This window comes from Niabella ginsenosidivorans (assembly GCF_001654455.1).
GTDB classification, from domain to species: Bacteria; Bacteroidota; Bacteroidia; order Chitinophagales; family Chitinophagaceae; genus Niabella; species Niabella ginsenosidivorans.
In genome coordinates this window covers 2790070-2806841 of sequence record NZ_CP015772.1, presented here as the reverse complement: position 1 = coordinate 2806841, position 16772 = coordinate 2790070, and the positions used below count along the sequence as shown (strand labels likewise).

The following is a 16772-nucleotide window of genomic DNA, read 5'->3' as shown; positions in this document are numbered from 1 at the left end:
GCATCTTCATTTTACGTTCCACTCCCGGCTACACTTTACCTTATCTGTTCTTTAAAAACAAAAAGGGCTGTAAGGCCGCCCGTTTCTGTTTATCTTTGTGCCGGGTTCGGATTTTAATTTTTATAAGATATGAAACAGTTTGTTATAATCATTTTTTCTTTTTTTATAATGCTGGGTGGCCGGGCACAGGATTTAAAAACATTTAACGCATATGACCCCGCTGCCGATGCAGAAGCCGGTATTGCAAAAGCCGTGGCACAGGCCCAAAAAGAGCACAAGCATGTTCTTATTTCTATTGGAGGCAATTGGTGCATCTGGTGTGCGCGGTTTGATCATTTTTCAAAGACAGACTCCTCGATAGATTCCCTGATCAAAAGCGCTTATGTCGTTTACCACTTAAATTACAGCAAGGAAAATAAAAATCTTCCGTTGCTGGCAAAATATGCTTTTCCTCAGCGGTTCGGATTTCCCGTATTCCTGGTGCTTGCCAGCGACGGGCAATTGATCCATACCCAGAACTCCGCCTACCTGGAAGAAGGGAAAGGCTACAGCAAAGAAAAAGTATCCGGGTTCCTGAATGACTGGGCCCCGGACGCATTAAAGCCGGAAAAATATAAGGAATAAATCCTGGTGCATTACTGATGAAAGCAGATAGGTTTATAAAAGCATTGAAACATCCTGTAAAGTTCAGGATGTTTTTGCTGTCAAAGCTTCCTCTGGCTTTATTAGCGGGTGTACGTATCCGTGAAATTGATGACCGGAAATGCATGGTAACCGTTCCTTATAACCGGATCACCAAAAACCCGTTCCGCTCCACCTATTTTGCCGCACTGGCTATGGCCGGAGAGTTAAGTACGGGTGCTTTAGCGATGGCAAAAGCAATAGATCAACCTGCAAAGATTTCATTGCTGGTGGTAAAATTAGAGGCAACCTACTTTAAAAAAGCAACTGGCATTACTTTTTTTACGTGCAAAGATGGTGTAGCTTTTTCAGAAACGATCCAAAAAGCCATAAAAGAAGATCAGCCGCAGCAACTGACCGCAGTTTCTACCGGTGAAAGTGAAGCAGGCGAGCTGATTGCAACCTTCCATATTACCTGGTCATTTAAAGCAAAGAATAAAGCACTGTCATAATTAAGCCCCGGCTCATGGTTGCATATTTTACAGCACATGCCGAACCTGGCTGCCATTGAAAAAACCGCCACTGAAGGGGTGCAGGAACTGCACGAGTTGCTGAGAAGGCTGTGGCAGTAAGGAGAGCTGAATGGTAGTTTATGGTTCATAGCCGGGACTGATAACTGAATGCTCAACTCCCGATTCTCAATTCTCAGTTGCACGGTTTAATCAACAAATTCTCATAAAACGCAAACACCTGTAGGGGATATAAAATTCTTTGCTTACCTTGTTTGTTAAAATAACTCTTATCCTAATTAAAACGTACTTGTATGAAAATTGCTTTTCATGGTGCGGCCCAAACCGTAACGGGCTCCAAACACCTGATTACACTGAAGAATGGAAAAAAAATATTACTTGACTGCGGTATGTACCAGGGGCTGGGTGATGAAACTGATAAGCTGAATCATGATTTTGGCTTTATCAGCAGTGAAGTGGATGTAATGATCCTGTCGCACGCTCATATAGATCATTGCGGTCTTGTTCCCAAACTTGTAAAGGAAGGATACCAGGGTAAGATTTTTTGTACGCCAGGAACAAAAGATCTTACCAATATTTTGCTGATGGACAGCGCTGAGATACAGGAGAGCGACGCTCGGTTCCTGGAAAAAAAGCGGCAGCGCACCTCCCCGGAGCTGCTGCAGCCTCTTTACAATATTGAAGATGCAAAAAGAGCCATGCTGCTTTTTGAAACCGTGGAATATGGCCAGTGGTTTGATGTGATAGAGGGAGTACAGGCGCTGTTTACAGATGCCGGTCATATCATCGGAAGCGGATGTGTGCATCTGGTTGTTAAAGAAGATGGAAAAGATACCCGCATCACCTTTAGCGGCGACGTGGGCCGGTACCGGGATGTGATCCTGCGCTCTCCGGAGATTTTTCCGCAGGCAGATTATATTATTATGGAATCGACCTATGGTAACTCTTTGCATGAAGACGTAAAAGATACGCCGCAGCTATTGCACGAATGGATTAATAAGGTATGTATGGAACGAAAGGGTAAACTGATCTTACCGGCATTTAGTGTTGGGCGTACCCAGGAAATTCTTTATGATCTGAATCAGTTGGAGGCACAGGGCGTTCTTCCCAAGATCCCGTTTTATGTGGATAGCCCGCTAAGCATTGAAGCAACCGATGTGGTAAAGCGTTTTCCCCAGTATTTTAATAAGCAGATCCAGAATGTGCTGAAGAATGATGATGATCCTTTTATGTTTCCCGGGGTCACTTATATAAAGTCTGTTGAGGAATCAAAATCCCTCAACTTCAGGAATGGCCCGATGGTCATTATTTCAGCAAGCGGAATGGCAGACGCGGGCCGGGTAAAACACCATATCAGTAATAATATTGAAAACTCCCGTAATGCCATTGTGATGACCGGCTACTGTGAGCCCAACTCATTGGGAGGCCGGCTGCTTGCAGGCGCAAAGGAAGTGGGCATATTTGGCGTGGAGCATCAGGTGAATGCGGAAATAGGGCAGATAAGGAGCATGAGTGCTCATGGTGATTATGATGATCTGTGCCAGTGGCTGGCCTGCCAGGATCCCAAACTGGTGAAAAAACTGTTCCTGGTTCATGGCGAGCCTGAAGTACAGTTTGCCTTTAAAAACCGGTTAATTAAAAAGGGATTTCTGGATGTACTGGTGCCTGAAAGGCATTTTGAAACAGGGTTATCCTGATGACAGGTCCCTTGATAAAAAAATACTGGTTTTTGAGTATTTGATAACCAGGACGACCGGTCTATTTTCGCATCACAAAAAATAATTATGATGATGAAAAAAACCGGTCTGATTGCAAAAGCTGCTTTTGCTGCTGTTCTAAGCTCTGTATTGCTTTTTTCCTGTAAAAAAGATGATGTTGTTAAAATAACACCACCCTTAAATGACAATTCCCTTCCATCTGCTGCTGTATATAATGTAAAAGTGCTGGAAGCGGGGGAGAAGAAGGTGCGCTTTTCGGTTGACCTTGCCGTGTTTAAGGATTCAAAAAATATGGAATACGGCTTTGGAGCCGGGGAATTTAAAATTGATACGCTGTATGGCAGTTATGCTTTTAAAGCAGTAAAAGCGTCTTTATCGGGCGGTAATGCTGCCGGCAATTATTCTTCAATTATGCTGATGGATCAGAGTGGCAGCACGGATAACACAGACCCGGACGATCTCAGGATTGACGCAGGTAAGATTTTCTGCTGGAATATGAATCAGGGGGATGAATCCTGGGTATGGTGGTTCTCTGATAATTATGCCAAGATCGGAACAGGATTTACAAATGATACTGCTCAGTTAGTAAAAGATGTGGAAAGCGTACGCAATAAATCCAAAGGCAATACCCGCCTGTATGATTCGCAGATCGCTGCTGTTACGGATATTGCAGGGAAAGGCACTAAATCCGTAAAAGCTTTATTAACCTTTACGGATGGTGAGGATAACCTGAGCTCCAAAAGCAGTAGTGCTGTAGTAAGCGCAGCAACTGCCAAAAATGTGCGGTTGTATAATATAGGGCTGGGCAGTTCTTCTGATGCCTATCTTTTTGACCAGGCAATAGCTACGGGAGGGGCATTTATGTATGCGCAGGATGCACAACAACTGATCAGCATGTTTGGCAACCTGGGCAAGCTGCTGGATGGTTCTGCAAAGTTCTATTCCATTGAATGGGAAATGACACCCGTTGGCAATACGACCATTCCGAAGGGTACGTATAATGTTATTTTAAAAGTGCTGACACCTTACAATTATACGATCGATGTACCGGTGTCTGTAACGTATCAGTAATAAAGTTATTGCGTTGGCTTAATAAAAGTGCGGATGGCGGTTTAACTCTGTTGAACCGCCTCTTTTAATTTCTGAAGCACATCGGTCTGCAGCATTTTTTCAGCTACAAGGATCATATTGCTGAAAGCGGTGGCCTTTGAAATGCCATGCCCCACCACAACCGGGTGCTCTACGCCTAATACAGGAGTGCCTCCGTAAATTTCAAAATTAAACCGGTTCAGGTAAGAATTATTCAGCGCTTCTGCTGTTGAAATATCATAAATAGATTCTGCCAGCTTTAAAATAATGTTGCCGGTAAAACCGTCGCATACCATAATATCTGCCTTATCATTAAAAAGATCCCTGCCTTCAATATTTCCTATAAAGCGGATATTCCGGTTTTCTTTCAGCAAAGGATAAGCCCCCTGGGTTAATATATTGCCTTTACCTTCTTCCTCGCCCACATTGATCAACCCTACTTTAGGATGAGGAATTTCCAGGATATGCTTTGCATAAACGGCGCCTAATGTAGCAAACTGGTTCAATTGCTCGGGTTTACAATCTGCATTCAGCCCCACATCCAGGACCAGGCCGGTGCCACCGTTTTTTTTGGGAATAATAGAAGAGATCACGGGCCGTAAAATCCCCTCGATCGTTTTGATGCTGAACAAGGTGCCTACCAGCATGGCGCCGGTATTTCCTGCGCTCACAAACGCATTGGTTTTGCCCTTTGCCAGATATTGAAACCCAACGGCAATAGAGGAATCGGTCTTTTCTTTCAGCGCTTTGGTAGGGTGCTCATGCATGCCAATGATCTGCGTGGTGGCAACTACAGTAACCTGTTCTTCCGGAATCTGTTCTTCTGCAATGATTTCTTTAATCGCTGCCTCATCTCCAAATAATGTAAGTTGTATGCCGTTCCCTTCATTTTGCGAAAGATATTTTTTAACTCCTCTTAATGCTTCAAGGGGCGCAAAATCGCCACCCATCGTATCAATTCCAATATTCATCATATACGGGCTAAAATTAAAAATTCCAAATACATCACCAACCAAAGGTCGTCAATGAATTTGGAATGAACAAGTTAAGTAAAGGTGACTTAACGTTTTTTTTAAGCTTTTGCAGGTGCTTTTTCAGCTACTACTTTTCCTTTGTAAATGAGCTTGCCTTCGTTTACATAAGCACGGTGCCGTACATGGGTTTCACCCGTAGTGGCATCTGTGGTTAAAGTAGTGGAAGTGGCTTTATAGTGAGTTCTGCGTTTTGCGCTTCTTTGCTGGCTGTGCCTGCGTTTCGGATTTGGCATAACTGATAAAATTAAAAAGTTCTAAATTATTTTTTTCTTTCTTTAAACTACGTTTACTAATTGTCCAGTCCCTTGAATTTTTCTAAATCTTTCCAAAGCGGGTTGACCTCTTTCTTAGAGGTTTTTTCGGAACCCAGCTTGTTCAGCATCTTCAGGGCCTCTTTATTGCATTGCGGTCCATCGGCATTATCAAAACCACAGGTCTTATGCATGGGAATACTGAGGTTAATGAATTCGTAGATCCAGTCCTCTACATTCAGATGGCTTTCGCCCCTGCTGATATAATAAACATCCGGATCCTCTTCCTGGTCGTTCATTAAACCGGGCTCTTCTACCATTTTTACCGTAATGATAAATTCATCCCATAGCTCCAGTGTTAACGGATTGTTACACCGGTCGCATACTACATCCAATGTGCCCCCCACTTCAAACTTCAGCATCATAAAACTGCTTTTTTTATCCAGCAGCAATTTGATCTGTGCCTTGCAATTGGTGAAGTCCTGCTCCTGAAATGCCTCAAAGAACTTGTCTGTTATTGCATAATTGAACTCATGAACTCCTGGTTTTAAACCCACAAAAGCAATATCGTACACCCTTCTGTAAGCCATGACTCAACTACCTCCCTTTAATTTAGGGATGCAAAGGTAAACAAAATATCTCAAACGGCCTAATTACCGGCAGATTAGTTTATAAAGTTGGGGAGCCCTATAAAATCTTATAGGGTCTTTTTAGCGATTACGGGAAAATACCCAATTCTGCATATGTTGTGGCTACTTTATTGATAGCCACTACATATGCTGCCGTGCGCATGTCCGGGATCTCCGGGTTATTTCTCCATTCTTCCATAATTTCCCTTGTGGCAGTGATCATGGTTTCTTCCAGACCGCTGTATACCAGGTCTACCTCATCTGCACCATGCATGATCATTTTACGTTTCTTTTCATCCACTTTTTTATTGGTAAGCCCTTCAATTTCTTCCAGTATAGATGTATTTACGTTTTCAGTAAAGCGCTTTTCAAGGCGGCCATACCGTACATGGCTCAGGTTTTTCAGCCATTCAAAATAGGAAACAGTAACTCCCCCTGCATTCAGGTACATATCAGGGATCACCAGGATGTTCCTTTCCAGGAAGATCTCATCGGCTTCGGGGGTCAATGGCCCGTTGGCTGCTTCACCAATGATCCTGGCCCTGATCCTGGGGGCATTTTCCTTATCAATCACATTTTCGAGCGCTGCGGGAACTAAAATATCGCAGTCCAGTTCCAGCGCTTCTCTTGAATTTTTATAGTTGGTGGCTCCTTTAAAGTTCAGTACAGAGCCGGTGCGTTTCCGGTGCTGGAATACTTCCTCCACATCCAGCCCGTTTTCATTATAGATGGCGCCTTCGTATTCAGCAATGGCTACTATTTTTGCCCCGGCATCGTGAAAGAATTTTGCCGAGTGATACCCCACGTTGCCCAGTCCCTGAACAATGATACGCTTGCCTTCCACGCCCGGCGTCAGCCCCAGTTTTTCCATTTCTTCAGGCATATGACAAACTTCGCGGATGCCAAAGAATACCCCCAGTCCTGTAGCTTCCCTGCGGCCTCTTACACCGCCCTGGCTTACGGGTTTACCGGTAACACAGCCGGCGGCATCTATTTCCTGCGGCTTCATAGCACTATAGGTATCCACAATCCAGGCCATTTCCCGTTCACCGGTACCATAATCAGGAGCCGGAACATCCGTCGCCGGCCCTATAAAATTCTTTTTTATTAATTCGGTAGTATAGCGGCGGGTAATTTTTTCCAGCTCGTAAGGAGTATAATTTTTAGGATCTATTTTAATACCGCCTTTGCCGCCGCCAAAGGGCACGTTTACAATAGCGCATTTATAGGTCATCAGTGCTGCCAGCGCCATTACTTCATCCTGATTTACCTGCATGGAAAAGCGGATGCCTCCTTTACAGGGAGTTTTATGGTGCGAGTGCTGCACCCGGTAGGCTTCAATAACTTCAATGGTTCCGTTTTCTCTTTTAATAGGAAAACGCATTCTGTAAACCGAATTACAGGCATTGATCTGTTCCAGCAATCCTTTATCCCATTTGGTGAACCGGGCAGCTTTATGGAAGCTCTTTTCAACAGCTCCAAAAAAACTGTAATTGTTTTCTGACATAGTTATTATATTTTCAATTTAGCAATTCCAGATGTGCTTTTCCTTTGGCTAATCCTTGTTTTGGTCTTCCAGCTTTTTTAGCCTGCGCTCTACACGGAACAGATAAAAAAACAGCCCTAACAGAATAATCAGCAGCACTGCTATTACAACGTAGATCCTGCCATCACTTCTCATTAAGGAATCCACTGAAGATTGAGCCATTGCCAGCCCCGGTAAGGACAGCAGTAATAGTATCATGAACCCTGTTCCTGTCTGTTTCATTTTTTTAATAGCGATTTTTCTTTCAATAAACTGATCCTGATCTTTAGCGTAGCGATCCACACGCCCAGCAGCGCCCATCCGATGAAGGCCGGGTACTGTACCATGCGCATTACCGGGCTGGAATCCTTAAAATTCAGCGCCGGGTTGCCCTCTCCGCCGGGATGCAGGCTGGGCAGGATCCTGGGGATGATAAAAATGGTCGGGAAGAGCATGGCAAACGCAAAAATGTTATATACTGCGCTTACTTTGGCCCTTTTATCTATATCGGGTATCGAACTTCTTAAGATCAGGTAGGCAAGGTATATTAAAAGCGCTACAGCGGTGCCTATTAACCGGGGGTCCCGTGCTACAGCGCCAAATGATTCAAAAGCGGGATTATTGGGGTCTGCCCAGGTGTAGCTGGCCCAGATAGCGCCGGTAGCATACCCAAGGAATCCGAAAAAGAGACCTGTTGCCGCGTAGTTCCGCGCTAAAACATCATATTTCAGATCCAGGGTGCGCAGGTACCGGATGGAATGCACCACCGAGCATATAAACAATACCATCATGGCGCTCCACATGCCAACATGATAGAACACGTTGCGAATGGTTTCATCAAGAGCAGGAAGGTTGGGGGTTTTGACAAGCATTCCGGCCACAATGGCATAAATCAACAAAATCACACAAAGGATTTTCCACCACTTTTTATACATATTCTAATCTTATCGGTATACCTTAGAAATCTACAAACGCAAATGTAAGCCGAAAGTTGATTATTAAATAAAAATTAAAAAAACAGGTTCATACAGGTAGTTATTTCAGGCAAACCTGATATTCAGTCTTTCCATAAGAAAGGGAACAGGATTACGGCAAGGATACCTACCAGCAGGTCAAGCGCTATCAGCAGCGCAATATCGTTCCATTGTATGGAAAGGGCAGGATTAAAGGTGGCCGAAGTTATTTTCATTAACAGCATCAGTTGGGGAATAATGAGCGGAAAACCCAGGATCGCCATTATAGCGGCATTTTGCTGTGCTTTGGCCGCAATGGCAGCAAGAAAGGTAAACACCATGCTCAGGCTCCAGCCACCTAATAATACCAGTGCGATGAATGGGGTTACTTTTTGCACGGGGTTGCCCAGCAAGGCAAAAAACAATAAAAGGCTGATGAATGACATCATAAGCATTAATGCCGAGTTGAATAATAATTTAGCCAGCACAAAATGGACAGGAGAAGCTATGGTATAGAAATAAAGCATCCGGCCCCGGCTTTCCTGTAAAAAGCTTTTGGCAACAGCATTGATGCAGATGAACAGTTGAATGACCCAGAACAGCCCGTTCCAGATATTGCCTTCGGGCTCGTCAATAACCAGGAACAATACAAATACCGTGGCTGCTATATATAATAATATTCCATAAAAACTGTATTGCTGCCTGATTTCCAGTAGCAGGTCTTTTTTAATCAGTTGTAATATGGGATGATTTGCGGCGATAAGGATTCTGTTTTAGACTTTATCAAAATAGCATTTCCTGCAACGGGGTTCATACGCGTCTGTTGCGCCCAGCATGATCTGGTCGTCATCCGGAATTTTACGGTAAGAGTAATTGGCAATGTTCCCGCATTTCACACAGATCGCGTGCAGCTTTGTAATATAGTCTGCTCTTGCAAGAATATCGGGCATCCGGCCAAAAGGCTTCCCGGTATAATCCATATCCAGCCCCGCAACGATCACCCTGATTCCCTTATAGGCCAGCTGATCGCAAACATCGGGCAGCTCGGCATCAAAAAACTGCGCTTCATCAATCCCGATCACATCCACGCTCTGGCCCAGCAGCAGTATTTTCTGTGAATTATCTACCGGTGTTGAGTGAATGACGTTTGTATCATGTGAAACAATATGCTCTTCATCATAACGGGTATCTATGGCCGGTTTAAATATTTCCGCTTTCAGGTTGGCAAACTGCACCCGTTTTAACCGCCTGATCAGCTCTTCCGTTTTTCCGCTAAACATGGAACCACAGATCACTTCAATCCATCCGCGCCGCTCTCCTGTAAGGTTCGGTTCAATAAACATTTGCTGCTTTTATTGATTTAACAACATTTTTTGGACTATTATTTGTATATTGATGAAATACATTGTGTCCATAATTGATCAAAAGTAGGATAATGCAGCGAATTGAAGCACTGATAGAAAAATTAAGAACTCAATTTAATAACAAAGCAGAGTTGTCTCAATTGCTCATAACCACCCAGATGATCCAGCGGGAGATCAGCGGGGCTATGAAGGAGACAGCCGTTTTAGGCAGCACAAATGTTGCTGTTCTGATGCCCAACATGCCTTCTTTAAACAAGCGGGTTGTTGTAAAGGATGCAGCCGGCATGGAAAAGGAATATTTTTCTCTTGGAGGCATCAATGAAGATGAAGTGGATGAAGAAGAGTTCCGGATTCTGAAGCTTCAATATGATGCCGGTCTTTATATGGATGAGGAAGAAGATGAAAATAAGCATGAAGGGAAAAATGAGATAAAGAATGGTAAAGATATAAAAAGTAAAGACTTTGATCCATTGATTGAAGTTCCTACTTTGTTCCAGCAGGTAAAAAATGGCAGAACCGGGGGGACCGTGAAAACGGAACAGACCGTAGACGATGGTATCCGGCCAAAATCGCCACAGGTGATCCACGACCTGACAAAAGATATTTCAGAAGCAGACAAAGAGCGGTTTGTAAAGAATCTGTTCAGAGGCGACGAGGTAATGTATAACCGTTGCATTAAAACGATCAATAATTTCAATTCGCTGGAACAGGCGGAATACTGGGTAACTCGGGAGCTAAAGACCAAGCTCGGCTGGATCAATAACAGTGATGTAGAATATTTCGACCGGCTGATCTATCGCAGGTTTGCTTCAATATAACTCAGTATAATTGCTGTTGCACCGGTGCCTGCCCGTACAAAATCACCGGCATTTTTTCCACAGATTTCTAAAAAGGCAGGATTATTTTTTAGTTTTCTTATTTCATCTTCCAATTCATTACCAGTAGAATAGGAAAAGGCACCTTCTTTTTTTATTAAGCTTATTGCTTCGTAAAACTTCCTGTAGTTAGGCCCAAAAATAACCGGCCTGGAAAATACAGCCGCCTCCAGGGTATTATGGATGCCGGATTTATTAAACCCCCCTCCGATATAAGCAACCGATGCATAATAATAAAGCCTGGAAAGCATACCAATATTATCAATAATTAAGATATTGCTGTTCAGCGCTGCATCTGCATCCTGCTCTGTTACCGAATAAAGGACAGCATCCGGGAAGTATTTGATTATTTCGTCAATATGCTCTTTATTAATTTCATGCGGAGCAATTATTAACGATGTATTTCTTTTGTTTTTATTTATATATTGAGACAGGAGGTGCTCATCCTCCGGCCAGGTGCTGCCGGCAACGATGATAAAAGGTTTGTCTTTTGCAAAGCGTTCAATTACAGGTATCGGGGTAAACTGATCCGCAATTTGCACCACCCGGTCAAATCTTGTATCGCCGGCAGCGGTCACTTTTATATCCGGCACTATATGTGCCAGCCGTTCTTTACTGGCTGCATCCTGCACAAAAATATGCGTAAAGAAACCCAGCATTTTCCTATGGAAACCGCCATAGGATTTTAAAAAGATGGAATTTTCCCTGAAAAGCGCTGAAATAAGAAGGGTAGGGATGTTTCTTCTGTTAAGCTGGTGCAGGAAATGATACCAGTATTCGTATTTAACAAACAGGGCTAATTCCGGACGTACCTGGTCCAGGAACTGCTTTACGTTAGCCGGGGTATCCAGTGGCAGGTAGCCCACCCAATCAGCCTGGTTATAGTTTTTCCGGATCTCGTAGCCTGAAGGAGAAAAAAAAGTGAGTAGTATTTTATGCCCAGGGTATTGCTGTTTCAGGGCCTCCAGCACCGGGCGGCCCTGTTCAAATTCACCCAGTGATGCGCAGTGCATCCAGATCACAGGGGAATTGTTATTGCCAAACGACTGGTGCAGCCATTCGGCTAACCGCTTTCTTCCGGAGATCCACAACCTTGCTTTTTTATTGAACACCGAAGCAACCGATATTCCCCACCTGTATAAATACAGGAATATAGTATATATAACAACTGACAAAATTTGTTTTCTGCAAAAATAAAAGCAATCGTTTACCAATAGTAAATTAGTTACTTTTGCTGCCGAAAAATAAAGTGCCGGAACGCCTGTGTAAAAGTATTTAACATAGGGGAAGATTAAATGGCGTTTTCCTGAATCCCTGACGATTGGGACGACGGTCAAAATAGATAAAAATTATACGGATGAAACCTTTGCAAATGGTGGATACGCATACGCAGTATCATAAAATTAAGGACGAGGTAGATAAGGCAGTTATTGAGGTGATGGAAAGCTCGGCGTTCATTAACGGAAAGATCGTACAGGAATTTGCGGGTAACCTGGCCGGCTATCTCAACGTAAAGCATGTAATTCCCTGCGGTAACGGAACAGATGCCTTACAGATTGCCCTGATGGCGCTGGGGCTGAAACCGGGGGATGAAGTTATTACCCCTTCCTTCACCTATATTGCCACAACAGAAGTGGTGGCGCTGCTAAGGCTGACACCTGTATTTGTAGATGTGGATGAAAAGACATTTTGCATCGATCCTGCGGCTATAGAGAAGGCTATAACTCCCCGGACAAAAGCGATCGTTCCGGTGCATCTTTACGGCCAATCGGCCAATATGGAAGCGATCATGAAAATTGCAGAAAAGCATAGCCTTTTTGTAATCGAAGACAATGCCCAGGCCATTGGCTGTAATTTTCATTTCTCAGACGGTTCTTCTAAAAAAACAGGCACTATTGGGCATATCGGCTGTACCTCGTTTTACCCCAGCAAGAACCTGGGCGCATTTGGAGACGGGGGTTCCCTGTTCACCAATGATGATGCGCTTGCAGAAAAATTAAAAATGATCGCCAATCATGGTCAGAAAGTGCGCTATTATCATGATCTGGTAGGATGTAACAGCCGTTTGGACAGCATTCAGGCGGCCATACTTAATATTAAGCTGAAACACCTGGATGCCTATTGCAAAGCACGCCAGGAGGTAGCCGCTTATTATAATGCGGCTTTTTCAGGAAATGATAAGATCACGGTACCTTATAAAGCGGACAATTCGGATCATGTGTATCACCAGTATACGCTTATTTTAAATAATGTAGAGCGCGATGCGTTCAAAGACCGGCTGGAGAAAAAAGGAGTTCCTTCTATGATCTATTACCCGCTGCCTGCGCATAAACAAAAAATGTTTGCTCAGTTTGATGTGGCCAACCAGGAATTGCCGGTCACTACCTATCTCACAGATCGGGTTATTTCGCTTCCGATCCATACGGAAATGGATGCTGAGCAACTGGCCTTTATTAAAGATGCGGTGCTTTCTGCTCTGTAATACAGGTACAGCTTTCCGTATTGTTATCACAGGGTCTTTTATTTAAACTAAAACGAGAACCTATTAATTAATTCATAATGCCATTTGTACCCACCGGCCTGGAAGGCCTCCTTGTATTTGAGCCCCGTGTGTTTGAAGATGCGCGCGGCTATTTTTTTGAGGCTTATAATCAATCTGTATTTAACCAGGCAGGGGTCCATGACCGTTTTATCCAGGATAATCAATCCTATTCAACCTACGGGGTGATCAGGGGGCTGCACTACCAGTTACAGCCGCATGCACAATGCAAACTGGTACGCGTACTGGAAGGAACAATACTGGACGTGGCAGTAGACATGCGTAAAAATGCGGCTACCTACGGAACCGTTTTTACCATTGAACTTTCTACAGCCAATAAAAAACAGTTGCTCATTCCTCATGGATTTGCACATGGGTTCTCTGTTTTGAGCCAGGCAGCTACAGTGCTGTATAAATGTGATGCATTATATAACAAGGAAAGTGAAGGCGGCGTGATCTATAATGATCCCGATCTGGCAATAGACTGGAAGATCCCTGAAAAGGACGTCATCATTTCTGATAAGGACCTGCTGTTGCCTTCGTTTAAGAATGCCATAAATAATTTTTAATATGAACAGGCCGGTAAAAATCTTCGTAACGGGTTCAAGTGGCCAGCTGGGTTCCGAGTTGCAGACCATGGCTGCTTTATATCCTGACTTCCTTTTTGAATTTACAACCCAGAAGGAGGTATCAATAACAGACGCAACTGCTGTGAACCAACTGATGAACCGGTTGCAGCCGGATTACTGCATTAACTGCGCGGCTTATACCGCAGTGGACAAAGCAGAAGAAGCCGGTGAGGCACTGATCGCGGAAAAAGTAAATGCGGATGCCGCTGGCATTTTAGCCAGGGCCTGCAGGCAGCACGGCACAAAGCTGATTCATCTATCAACAGACTATGTTTTTGACGGAACCGCCACCAGCCCATACCTGCCCGGTGCGCCTACCCGCCCGGTCAGTGTTTATGGTAAAACAAAATTAAAGGGAGAGCAGCTGGCCGCGTCAAATACCGATGCAGTGATCATCCGTACAGCATGGGTGTATTCTGCGTTTGGGAAGAATTTTGTAAAAACCATGATCCGGCTGATGACCGAAAAGTCATCCATAAATGTGGTCAGCGATCAGTATGGCTCGCCCACCTATGCAAACGACCTGGCAAAGGCGATCCTGGATGTGATCGCGTCCGGGAACTGGGTGCCCGGGATTTATCATTATACCAATGAAGGCGTCATCAGCTGGTATGATTTTGCCGTAGCCATTAAAGAGCTTATCCGGAGCAGTTGTACGGTAAATGCCATTCCAACATCCGCGTATCCAACCCCGGCAAAACGCCCTGCCTATTCTGTTCTGGATAAAACCTCCTTCAAAGACACCTTCCGGATAGAGATACCCTACTGGGAAAGTAGTTTAAAAAAATGTATTGAAATTCTAATGAATACATAACAAATCGGAAGATTTGCTGTTTTTATTAGTGATTGTTCAGAGGGAAGGATCTTATATTGAATATTCTGTAAATAATTGGAATACTGTATAATACCGTTTTCCGGTTTTTTATTTATATATATTTGAGCCCGGTGAACCAATAAATAGTATATGCATGAAACGACTGGTTTTATTTATCATACCCCTCTTTTTTTTATTTCACTGTTCAACAGCCCAGGATACTGCTGCAAAGGTTCAATTTGATTACCGCCAGGTAAAGATGGGTGATGAAACCATTCAACTGGTCATAACAGCGCATGTGGTGCAACCGGGGATTGAGTTATTTAGCCTTGAAACGCCTCAGAACAAGAGCGTTTTTTCTATGATCGCCTTTGATTCATCCGGTAAAAAATACCTGAAAGACAGTCTGCATGAAAAGGGCAACATCATTCATGCCTATGATTCCGTTCTGAATGCCGCTGTTTTCTTTGTGAAAGATTCCCTTCAATGGATCCAGGCTGTAAAAATAAATAAGGACGATAGCGCGGTCATCAAAGGAACGGTCACTTATACTTTTAAATCGGGAGCGGAATTCTCTTCTCTGGAAGCCCCCTTTAAATTTTACATAAAAAATACCGGAACCAGTCCGGAGGGTTTGTCGGGCACGGCCGGAACAAAAAATAAATCGTTGCTGCTGATTTTTCTTTCAGCCTTTGGAGGCGGTTTACTGGCATTATTAACGCCCTGTATCTATTCAATGATACCTGTTACTGTTAGTTTCTTTACAAAAAGAAGCAAAACAAAAGAAGAGGGAATAAAAAATGCCTTTCAGTATTCATTCTCAATAGTGCTCATTTTTACATTTATCGGCTTCCTGATCACATTGATCTTTGGGCCGGCTGCATTAAATAACCTGGCAACGAACTGGATCGCGAATATCTTTTTCTTTTTAATCTTTGTAATCTTCGGTATTTCTTTTCTTGGTGCTTTTGAAATTTCTTTACCCAGTTCCTGGTCTACAAAAGCCGACAGTAAAGCCGGTACCGGCAGTTTCTGGGGCATTTTCTTTATGGCGCTCACGCTGGTTATCGTTTCTTTTTCCTGTACCGGGCCTATCATAGGACCTTTGCTGGTAGTGGCTTCCAAAGGAAGCTATTATGGCCCGTTAGTAGGGATGTTTGGTTTTTCGCTGGCATTGGCATTGCCGTTTGCATTATTCGCCTTCTTTCCCAGCAAGCTGAATGTATTGGGCAAGGCCGGCGGCTGGTTAAATGCCATTAAGGTTACACTGGGCTTTTTAGAGCTGGCATTAGCGCTGAAGTTTCTATCAAATGCTGATCTTGCCAAAAACTGGAGGATACTGGACCGGGAAATATTTATTGTGCTGTGGGTGGTGCTCTTCTTTTTGCTGGGGTTGTACCTGCTGGGTAAGCTCAGGTTCCGGCATGATGATGAGTTGCCCAAAAATGATTTTGGATTGCCCTATCTTTCTGTAACCCGTTTGTTCTTTGCCATAGCCTCGTTCAGCATGGTGGTTTACCTGGTGCCGGGGCTTTGGGGCGCACCGTTAAAAGGGCTGTCTGCGTTTCTGCCCCCAATGGGCACGCAGGACTTTAATGCGGATGACCTGCCATCGGGTTTTGACCCGGGATCTTTATCAAAAACATCCGGAAAGGCAGACGGCTCCGCCCATTACAGCGCCGCATTGCCGGCACCGTTGAAGTATGCGGATGTAATGAAAAAAAATGAGCCGGATGTAGTGGTAAATAATGGATTGGTTACCTATTTTGATTATAAAGAAGCCCTGGATGTAGCCCGGAAAGTTAAAAAGCCGCTAATGCTTGATTTTACGGGTATCAATTGTGTGAACTGTCGTAAAATGGAAGGACAGGTATGGAGCGACCCGGAAGTAATGAAATTACTGAAAAATGAATTTGTTATCGTTTCATTGTATGTGGATGTTCATACCGGAGTAGACATCCCGCAGGCAGAACAATACTATTCAAAAGACCTGGGAAAACAGGTAGAAGACCTGGGGGATCTGAGCACTGATATACAGGTATCCCGTTTTGGCTCCAACACCCAGCCTTTTTATTTTTTCCTGGATGGGAATGAACAGCGCCTGGCACCGGAAGGATATCCCTATGATCCTTCTGTAAGTAAGTTTAAAGCACACCTGGAGAAGGTGATCGCTGAATATAAAAAAAGAAACTCTTAACAGC

18 protein-coding genes are annotated in these 16772 nt (G+C 43.9%); 9 read left to right on the top strand and 9 right to left on the bottom strand.

Going from position 1 to position 16772, the window contains the following annotated elements:
- Positions 1-129: 129 nt before the first annotated feature.
- From A8C56_RS11670 to A8C56_RS11655, 4 genes are all read left to right on the top strand, one after another.
- On the top strand, positions 130-624 hold the full coding sequence (locus A8C56_RS11670) for a thioredoxin family protein (protein WP_067756043.1): 495 nt from the start codon (positions 130-132) through the stop codon (positions 622-624).
- Between the two features lie 17 nt (positions 625-641).
- Positions 642-1133, top strand: a complete 492-nt coding sequence (locus tag A8C56_RS11665) for a DUF4442 domain-containing protein (protein WP_084490171.1) — start codon at positions 642-644, stop codon at positions 1131-1133.
- A 311-nt stretch (positions 1134-1444) separates the two neighbouring features.
- Positions 1445-2848 carry an MBL fold metallo-hydrolase RNA specificity domain-containing protein gene (locus A8C56_RS11660; protein ID WP_067756040.1) on the top strand — a complete coding sequence of 468 codons (1404 nt, stop codon included), beginning with the start codon at positions 1445-1447 and terminating at the stop codon, positions 2846-2848.
- A gap of 87 nt (positions 2849-2935) precedes the next feature.
- Positions 2936-3940: a vWA domain-containing protein gene (locus A8C56_RS11655; protein WP_067756037.1), complete on the top strand. Its 1005-nt coding sequence runs from the start codon at positions 2936-2938 to the stop codon at positions 3938-3940.
- 41 nt (positions 3941-3981) lie between these two features.
- On the opposite strand, the gene plsX is transcribed toward A8C56_RS11655, so the two are convergent.
- The 8 genes from plsX to A8C56_RS11615 all read right to left on the bottom strand — a co-directional run bounded on the left by plsX (position 3982) and on the right by A8C56_RS11615 (position 9693).
- Positions 3982-4932, bottom strand: coding sequence for a phosphate acyltransferase PlsX (plsX, locus tag A8C56_RS11650; protein ID WP_218917280.1), 951 nt, complete (start codon positions 4930-4932; stop codon positions 3982-3984).
- A gap of 98 nt (positions 4933-5030) precedes the next feature.
- On the bottom strand, positions 5031-5225 hold the full coding sequence (gene rpmF, locus A8C56_RS11645; protein WP_067756035.1) for a 50S ribosomal protein L32: 195 nt from the start codon (positions 5223-5225) through the stop codon (positions 5031-5033).
- Between the two features lie 56 nt (positions 5226-5281).
- Entirely contained in the window at positions 5282-5833 is a 552-nt protein-coding gene (locus A8C56_RS11640; protein ID WP_067756032.1) for a YceD family protein, read from the bottom strand.
- Positions 5834-5960: 127 nt separating this feature from the next.
- The gene (locus tag A8C56_RS11635; protein WP_067756029.1) at positions 5961-7379 is read right to left on the bottom strand and encodes a Glu/Leu/Phe/Val family dehydrogenase; all 1419 of its coding nucleotides are present in this window, start codon (positions 7377-7379) and stop codon (positions 5961-5963) included.
- Positions 7380-7427: 48 nt separating this feature from the next.
- Positions 7428-7640, bottom strand: coding sequence for a CcmD family protein (locus A8C56_RS11630; protein WP_067756026.1), 213 nt, complete (start codon positions 7638-7640; stop codon positions 7428-7430).
- Entirely contained in the window at positions 7637-8302 is a 666-nt protein-coding gene (gene ccsA, locus A8C56_RS11625; protein WP_245645871.1) for a cytochrome c biogenesis protein CcsA, read from the bottom strand. Before ccsA ends, A8C56_RS11630 begins: the two co-directional genes overlap by 4 nt.
- A 152-nt stretch (positions 8303-8454) precedes the next feature.
- Positions 8455-9057, bottom strand: a complete 603-nt coding sequence (locus A8C56_RS11620; RefSeq protein WP_245645897.1) for a heme exporter protein CcmB — start codon at positions 9055-9057, stop codon at positions 8455-8457.
- A gap of 66 nt (positions 9058-9123) precedes the next feature.
- The gene (locus A8C56_RS11615) at positions 9124-9693 is read right to left on the bottom strand and encodes a thymidine kinase (RefSeq protein WP_067756016.1); all 570 of its coding nucleotides are present in this window, start codon (positions 9691-9693) and stop codon (positions 9124-9126) included.
- Between the two features lie 92 nt (positions 9694-9785).
- Between A8C56_RS11615 and A8C56_RS11610 the strand changes: the two genes are divergently transcribed.
- Positions 9786-10532 (top strand): hypothetical protein, encoded by a 747-nt coding sequence (locus A8C56_RS11610; protein WP_067756013.1) that lies wholly within the window; start codon positions 9786-9788, stop codon positions 10530-10532.
- On the opposite strand, the gene A8C56_RS11605 is transcribed toward A8C56_RS11610, so the two are convergent.
- Positions 10508-11764: a 3-deoxy-D-manno-octulosonic acid transferase gene (locus A8C56_RS11605; protein ID WP_067761941.1), complete on the bottom strand. Its 1257-nt coding sequence runs from the start codon at positions 11762-11764 to the stop codon at positions 10508-10510. The two genes, A8C56_RS11610 and A8C56_RS11605, sit on opposite strands and share 25 nt — an antisense overlap.
- 182 nt (positions 11765-11946) lie before the next feature.
- On the opposite strand from A8C56_RS11605, the gene A8C56_RS11600 reads away from it, so the two are divergent.
- The 4 genes from A8C56_RS11600 (at position 11947) to A8C56_RS11585 (ending at position 16768) form a co-directional block, all read left to right on the top strand.
- Entirely contained in the window at positions 11947-13071 is a 1125-nt protein-coding gene (locus A8C56_RS11600) for a DegT/DnrJ/EryC1/StrS family aminotransferase (RefSeq protein ID WP_218917279.1), read from the top strand.
- A 77-nt stretch (positions 13072-13148) separates the two neighbouring features.
- Positions 13149-13697, top strand: coding sequence for a dTDP-4-dehydrorhamnose 3,5-epimerase (rfbC, locus tag A8C56_RS11595; RefSeq protein ID WP_067756006.1), 549 nt, complete (start codon positions 13149-13151; stop codon positions 13695-13697).
- 1 nt (position 13698) lies between these two features.
- Positions 13699-14571, top strand: coding sequence for a dTDP-4-dehydrorhamnose reductase (gene rfbD / locus A8C56_RS11590; RefSeq protein ID WP_067756003.1), 873 nt, complete (start codon positions 13699-13701; stop codon positions 14569-14571).
- A 154-nt stretch (positions 14572-14725) separates the two neighbouring features.
- Complete coding sequence (locus tag A8C56_RS11585; protein WP_067756001.1) at positions 14726-16768, top strand: protein-disulfide reductase DsbD family protein; 2043 nt, start codon at positions 14726-14728, stop codon at positions 16766-16768.
- Positions 16769-16772: the final 4 nt, after the last annotated feature.

What these genes read in the sequence shown, in the direction of transcription:
- A8C56_RS11670 (WP_067756043.1), top strand. Translation starts at nt 130, where the DNA reads ATGAAACAGTTTGTTATAATCATTTTTTCTTTTTTTATAATGCTGGGT.
- A8C56_RS11665 (WP_084490171.1), top strand. Translation starts at nt 642, where the DNA reads ATGAAAGCAGATAGGTTTATAAAAGCATTGAAACATCCTGTAAAGTTC.
- A8C56_RS11660 (WP_067756040.1), top strand. Translation starts at nt 1,445, where the DNA reads ATGAAAATTGCTTTTCATGGTGCGGCCCAAACCGTAACGGGCTCCAAA.
- A8C56_RS11655 (WP_067756037.1), top strand. Translation starts at nt 2,936, where the DNA reads ATGATGATGAAAAAAACCGGTCTGATTGCAAAAGCTGCTTTTGCTGCT.
- plsX (WP_218917280.1), bottom strand. Translation starts at nt 4,932, where the DNA reads ATGATGAATATTGGAATTGATACGATGGGTGGCGATTTTGCGCCCCTT.
- rpmF (WP_067756035.1), bottom strand. Translation starts at nt 5,225, where the DNA reads ATGCCAAATCCGAAACGCAGGCACAGCCAGCAAAGAAGCGCAAAACGC.
- A8C56_RS11640 (WP_067756032.1), bottom strand. Translation starts at nt 5,833, where the DNA reads ATGGCTTACAGAAGGGTGTACGATATTGCTTTTGTGGGTTTAAAACCA.
- A8C56_RS11635 (WP_067756029.1), bottom strand. Translation starts at nt 7,379, where the DNA reads ATGTCAGAAAACAATTACAGTTTTTTTGGAGCTGTTGAAAAGAGCTTC.
- A8C56_RS11630 (WP_067756026.1), bottom strand. Translation starts at nt 7,640, where the DNA reads ATGAAACAGACAGGAACAGGGTTCATGATACTATTACTGCTGTCCTTA.
- A8C56_RS11615 (WP_067756016.1), bottom strand. Translation starts at nt 9,693, where the DNA reads ATGTTTATTGAACCGAACCTTACAGGAGAGCGGCGCGGATGGATTGAA.
- A8C56_RS11610 (WP_067756013.1), top strand. Translation starts at nt 9,786, where the DNA reads ATGCAGCGAATTGAAGCACTGATAGAAAAATTAAGAACTCAATTTAAT.
- A8C56_RS11600 (WP_218917279.1), top strand. Translation starts at nt 11,947, where the DNA reads ATGAAACCTTTGCAAATGGTGGATACGCATACGCAGTATCATAAAATT.
- rfbC (WP_067756006.1), top strand. Translation starts at nt 13,149, where the DNA reads ATGCCATTTGTACCCACCGGCCTGGAAGGCCTCCTTGTATTTGAGCCC.
- rfbD (WP_067756003.1), top strand. Translation starts at nt 13,699, where the DNA reads ATGAACAGGCCGGTAAAAATCTTCGTAACGGGTTCAAGTGGCCAGCTG.
- A8C56_RS11585 (WP_067756001.1), top strand. Translation starts at nt 14,726, where the DNA reads ATGAAACGACTGGTTTTATTTATCATACCCCTCTTTTTTTTATTTCAC.